The sequence below is a fragment of the Kitasatospora sp. NPDC001225 genome, from assembly GCF_053597855.1.
Map to the genome: position 1 here is coordinate 1 of NZ_JBSFJC010000260.1, position 4995 is coordinate 4995.

Consider the following 4995-nt stretch of genomic DNA (forward strand, 5'->3'; position numbering starts at 1 on the left):
GGCCAGCGCGGCGTAGCGGTTGACCAGGTGGGTCTGCGGGGTGCGGCGGCCCGCGACGCCCGGGTAGCCCAGGTCGGTCACCGCGGCGAAGGACCAGGGGGCCCGGATCTCCCGCGCGACGTCGCGGAAGTAGGCCCGGGGGTTCGGCAGCCGCCGCCCCGCGGTGTGCCGCCGCAGCACCAGGGCCTGCAGCGCGGCGGAGGTCATGCCCTGGGCGTAGGCCGGGTTGAAGCTGCACACCGCGTCGCCCAGGACGACCAGCCCGGCGGGGAAGCGCTCCAGCCGGTGGTAGTCCCTGCGGACACTGGCCGGGAAGCGGAACCGCAGGGGCTCGTCGAGCGGTTCGGCGTCGCGGATCGCCTCGTGGATCTCGGGGACGGGCAGTGAGCGGACGAAGGCGTGGAACCCCTCGGGGTCGACGGGCGGGTGGTCGCCCACGATCCCGGTCACCGACAGCTCCACCCGGTTGTCCTCGCCGGGCACCCGGTAGAAGAAGGCCCCGCGCGGGTGCGAGGGCGTGGCGGCGGGGATGATGGCGATGTCGCTGCCGAACGGATCCCCCTTGAGGCGGTAGTGGCGGGTGGTGTACGCCAGGTCGATCTCGATCCGCTCCTCGGGGGGTGCCTCGTACCCGAGGTCGGCCAGCCAGCGCGGGGTGCGCGAGCCGCGGCCGGTGGTGTCGACGACCAGGTGCGCGGAGAGCGTGCGCTCCGTGCTCCCGGGGGCGCGCCGCTGCACCCGGACCCCGGTGACCCGGCGCCTGGTGGTGTCGGTCACCGGGGCGATGACGTCGTGTTCCTCCAGGAACGTCACCTCCGGCAGCGCCCGTACCCGCTCGCGCAGATGGTGTTCGAGCACCGGCCGGGTGGCGGGCACGGACGGCAGGCCGGTGTGCGCCGGCCGCAGCCGCAGCCCGTTGAAGTACCAGCGGATGTCGGCGCTGAAGTCGCCGGGCCGCACCCCGGCGGCGACCAGTTCGTCGGTGAGGCCGGGGAACAGCGACTCCATGATCTGGTGGCCGCGGGCGACCAGCCCGTGGGCGTGGTTGCCGTGCGGGACGCCGCGCCGCGGCCCCCGGACGCCGAGGATCCGGTCGCGTTCGACGACGACGACCCGGGGATAGGACTCGGCGAGCACCCTCGCTGCCAGCAGGCCTGCGATGCTTCCGCCGAGAACCACGGCGCATTCGTCGGTACGGGTGCCCATGACGGTCCCTTCTGTCGGGTGTGGGACGGGTGGCGGTCCCCGTGCTGGTGCGCCGCCGCGCTGTCGGCCTTCGCCCGGAGCGCGCGTGCGCGCGGGTCCGCGGCACCCCCGCCCGGTGCCGCGGACCCGGTGGCGCTTTCGGTCAGTGCCCGGTCAGTGCCCGGTCGACCGGAACTGGCCGGGCGTGCGGCCCGGACCGGCCGGGCCGCGGTAGGCCTGGGCGAGGTCGAGCCAGGCGTCGGCGTCCTCGCCACGGGCCGTCAGGGCGAGGTCGTCGCGGTGCCGGCGCCTGGTCACCAGCAGGCAGAAGTCGACGGCGGGTCCGCTGACGCGCTGCTCCGCGTCGGCGGGGCCGAACTCCCACCGGGCGCCCGACGGAGCGGTGATCTCGAAACGGAACGTTGTCTCCGGCGGCGTGAGCCCGCGGGCCTGGTAGCCGAAGTCCCAGGTGCGGACGGCGAACTCGACCAGGTAGCGGATCCGGTCGGTGTGCTCGCGGCGCTCCCCGAGCGCGTCGGCGATGTCCTGGCCGTGGCCGAACAGTTCCATCATGCCGGCGGCGGCGAGCACGGGGGCCGTCAGCGGGCGGACCAGCCACGGCAGCGGCCGGTCCGCCGGAACGGCCGCCAGGGCCTCCTCGGCGGCCCGGCGCTCGGTCTGCCAGCTCTCCAGCAGGAGCTTCGGCGCCTTCGCCAGGTAGGGCTTGAGGGCCTGCTGCACCGCGCCGTCCATGTCCTGCCCGATGCCGGCGGCGACCGCCCGGAAGGCCTCGGGGTCGCCCGCCGCGAGTCCGGCCAGCCTGAAGGTGGCCGTGAGGTGGGCGACCTGGTGGGCGACGGTCCAGCCGGGGGCCGGCGTGGGGCGTGCCCAGTCGGCTTCGGGCAGGTTCGCCACCAGCGCGTCGACGGCCTCGCCGTCCAGCACCAGCGCGGAGATCACGTCCTGTCGGTCGACCATGCCTCTTCCTTCCGTTGAGCGGAACCCGGCCGGATGCCCGGCGCACTCCCAATCCGCCTCGAACCGTGGCGAGTTGGGCGAATCCAGTATCTGTTCCCGGAGATCGGCGGGCTTCTCCGCCCGTGCTCTGCCACCGGCCGCACCCGCGCCCCCGCCACTCGGGCCCCCGTCACTCGGACGCCGCGCCGAGCGCCGGGGCCGCGAGCCGGCTCCGGCGGCTGATGTACCAGGCGGCCGCGCCGCACAGCAGCGCCAGCACGGAGACCGCCAGCAGGACGTCGGAGGCCGAGGACACCAGGCCCGCCAGCAGCAGCGGCCCGCACAGGCCGCCCAGCCGGTTGAAGAAGGAGACCCAGCCGGTGGTCCGGCCGCGCCGTTCCGGATCGGCCAGGTCGGCCGCGATCGGCAGGAAGATCGCGGCCATCGAGTTCACCGAGAACAGCGCCGCCACCAGCGCGCCCGCGCAGATCCAGCCCACCTGGGCGACCGCGCCGCTGGCGGTGAGCGCCAGCAGCAGCACGGCGGTGACGGTGGCCAGGCCCGCCGCCATGCTGGTCGGGCCGAAGCGGCGGTAGCCCAGCATCAGCAGCAGGGCGCACGGGACCATCACCACCGCCGCCACGGTCAGCATCAGGTTCGCGGTGCGCACCGGCACACCGCCGATCCGGGCCAGGCTCGGCACCCAGGTGGTGAGGCCGAAGGTGAGCAGGCCGATCAGGGTGGCGAACGCCCGCTGGAGGCCGTGGGTGAGGGCCCGCGCGGAGCGTGAGTCCCGCCGCGGGACCGGTGCGCTCCGCGCCGCCGGGGCGGAGAGCGCCACGTAGTCGGGAACGAAGGGCGTCAGCACGGCCAGCACGGCGCCGGTGGGGGCGCCGATCAACCAGAGGATCCGCCAGCCGAACACCGGCTCCAGCCACAGGGCCGAGCCGGCGGCGATCAGGTAGCCGACGGCGGTGGCGACGACGGAGAGCGCCACCACCACCGAGCCGCGGACCCGCCCGCCGACCGCCTCGGTGAGCAGGGTGATCAGCAGCGGGGCGAGGCCGCCGACCGCCAGGCCCATCAGCCCGCACATCAGCAGGTTCCCGCGGAAGGAGGGCATCGAGCCGCACATGCTGGTGGCGGTGAAGCCGAGGGTGGCGATCAGGTAGGAGCTGCGGCGCCCGATCCGGTCGGTGAGCACACCGAACAGCAGCGCCCCGGCCGCCGTCCCGGTCAGTCCGCAGACCGCCAGCAGGGAGGCCGTCCGGGGGTCGAGGCCGTAGTCGGCCCGCATGCCGGGGATGACGAAGCCCAGCGTGGAGGTCTTGCTGATGTCGACGGTCAGGGCGGCCGTACCGATGACGGCGATCAGCAGCCGGCCGCGCCGGCCGCCACGGAGTTCGGTCGGGGCCGAGCGCGGCCGTCCGCGCAGGGCGGCGCCGGCCACCACGAGCAGCAGTCCGGCGAAGGCGGTGAACATCTCCGGCATCTCCGCCAGCGGCATGCCGTCGAGCTTCCGTCCGGCGTCGGCCGGAGCGTGCGCCATCTCCATCGGCATCGGCATCGGCATCGACATCGGCATCGCGGGGTCCATGGCGAAGGCGTGGTGGAAGGCCAGTGCGGAGGAGACCAGCACGATCGCGCTGCCCGCGTACAGGAGCATCGCGGCGCCGAGGGGTCTGGAGAACACGGGGCGGCCTTTCGGTCGGGGGCGGCGGTCGCGCCGGGTGACTGGGAAGCTACGCCGGGCGTCCTGAGGGCCGCTTCTCGCAGTGTGCTGGGATCGGGAGTTGTGGACCCGCGACCGGTTCCGGCACCACGGCGTTTTGGTTGACTGGGGACATGAGTCCGCGTCGCTCGGATCCCCGTGCCCGCCCGGGGCTGGTGACCATCGCCGCCCGGCTGCTGGCGGAGGAGGGGCCGCAGGCACTGTCCACCCGCCGCATCGCGAGCGAGGTCGGCACCTCGACGATGGCCCTGTACACCCACTTCAACGGAATGCGCGGGCTGGCGCGGGCCATCGTCCACGAGGGGTTCGCCCGGCTCCAGCAGCACTTCACCCAGGTGCGGCCCAGTGACGACCCGGTGTGCGACCTCGCGCTGCTGGGCCGTGCGTACCGGTGCAACGCGCTGGCCAACCCCCACCTGTACGCGGTGATGTTCGGCGGTTCCTCGCTGGCCGGGTTCTCGCTCGACGAGGAGGACCGCCAGTACGGCCGCTACACGCTGGCCGGTGTGACCGAGTGCGCGGCCCGGTGCGTCGGGGCGGGCCGGTTCCGCCCGGCGGACCCGGAACTGGTGGCGCACCAGATGTGGTCGGCGGTGCACGGCCTGGTCGTCCTGGAGCTCGGCGGCTACCTGATCGAGCCCTGCGACGCCGACCGCCTGCTGGAGGCGCAGCTGGTGGGGCTGATGGTCGGTGTCGGCGACACCCGGGAGGCCGCCGCCGGATCGGTGGCGGCCTCGGCCCGGCGGCTGCGGGAGGAGGTGGTGCCGGTGGTGGAAGCGGCGGGGCCGGAATAGTCCGGCGACGGGTGCCCGCGCTCCTTGCGGACCGCTTTCTCCCGTCGTGCTCTTGCCGTTCGGAACGTCTTGGTGGAGAAGGGCCGCTGCGCTAGCTTCTCGAACAGGAGGCATTGTCCGCCGTCCGCCAGGAGAATTCGGGGAGTGTGGGAGAGCATGCAGCCGAAGACCTACGAGTACGATCCGGCCGTGTTCGACTTCGCCGCGGCGGTGCGGTCGATCTACCGGACCGAGGACCGCCGCTCCCCGTCACGGTGACCGCTTTCATGCCTTTTCCCGCCCCTTCTCGATCCTTCTCGATCCTTCTCGAACCTTCTTGATCCATCC

The 4995-nt window shown here is 73.8% G+C and carries 4 protein-coding genes; 1 reads left to right on the top strand and 3 read right to left on the bottom strand.

What is annotated here, in order from left to right; genetic code table 11:
- The 3 genes from ACWDCZ_RS38635 to ACWDCZ_RS38645 form a co-directional block, all read right to left on the bottom strand.
- On the bottom strand, positions 1–1206 hold a 1206-nt coding region (locus ACWDCZ_RS38635; protein WP_449818395.1), incomplete at its 3' end, for an FAD-dependent oxidoreductase.
- Positions 1207–1359: 153 nt separating this feature from the next.
- The gene (locus tag ACWDCZ_RS38640) at positions 1360–2163 is read right to left on the bottom strand and encodes a TIGR03084 family metal-binding protein (RefSeq protein ID WP_049650272.1); all 804 of its coding nucleotides are present in this window, start codon (positions 2161–2163) and stop codon (positions 1360–1362) included.
- A 169-nt stretch (positions 2164–2332) separates the two neighbouring features.
- Positions 2333–3835, bottom strand: a complete 1503-nt coding sequence (locus ACWDCZ_RS38645) for an MFS transporter (RefSeq protein WP_449818396.1) — start codon at positions 3833–3835, stop codon at positions 2333–2335.
- A gap of 152 nt (positions 3836–3987) precedes the next feature.
- On the opposite strand from ACWDCZ_RS38645, the gene ACWDCZ_RS38650 reads away from it, so the two are divergent.
- Positions 3988–4668 (top strand): TetR/AcrR family transcriptional regulator, encoded by a 681-nt coding sequence (locus tag ACWDCZ_RS38650; protein WP_117486082.1) that lies wholly within the window; start codon positions 3988–3990, stop codon positions 4666–4668.
- Positions 4669–4995 lie beyond the last annotated feature (327 nt).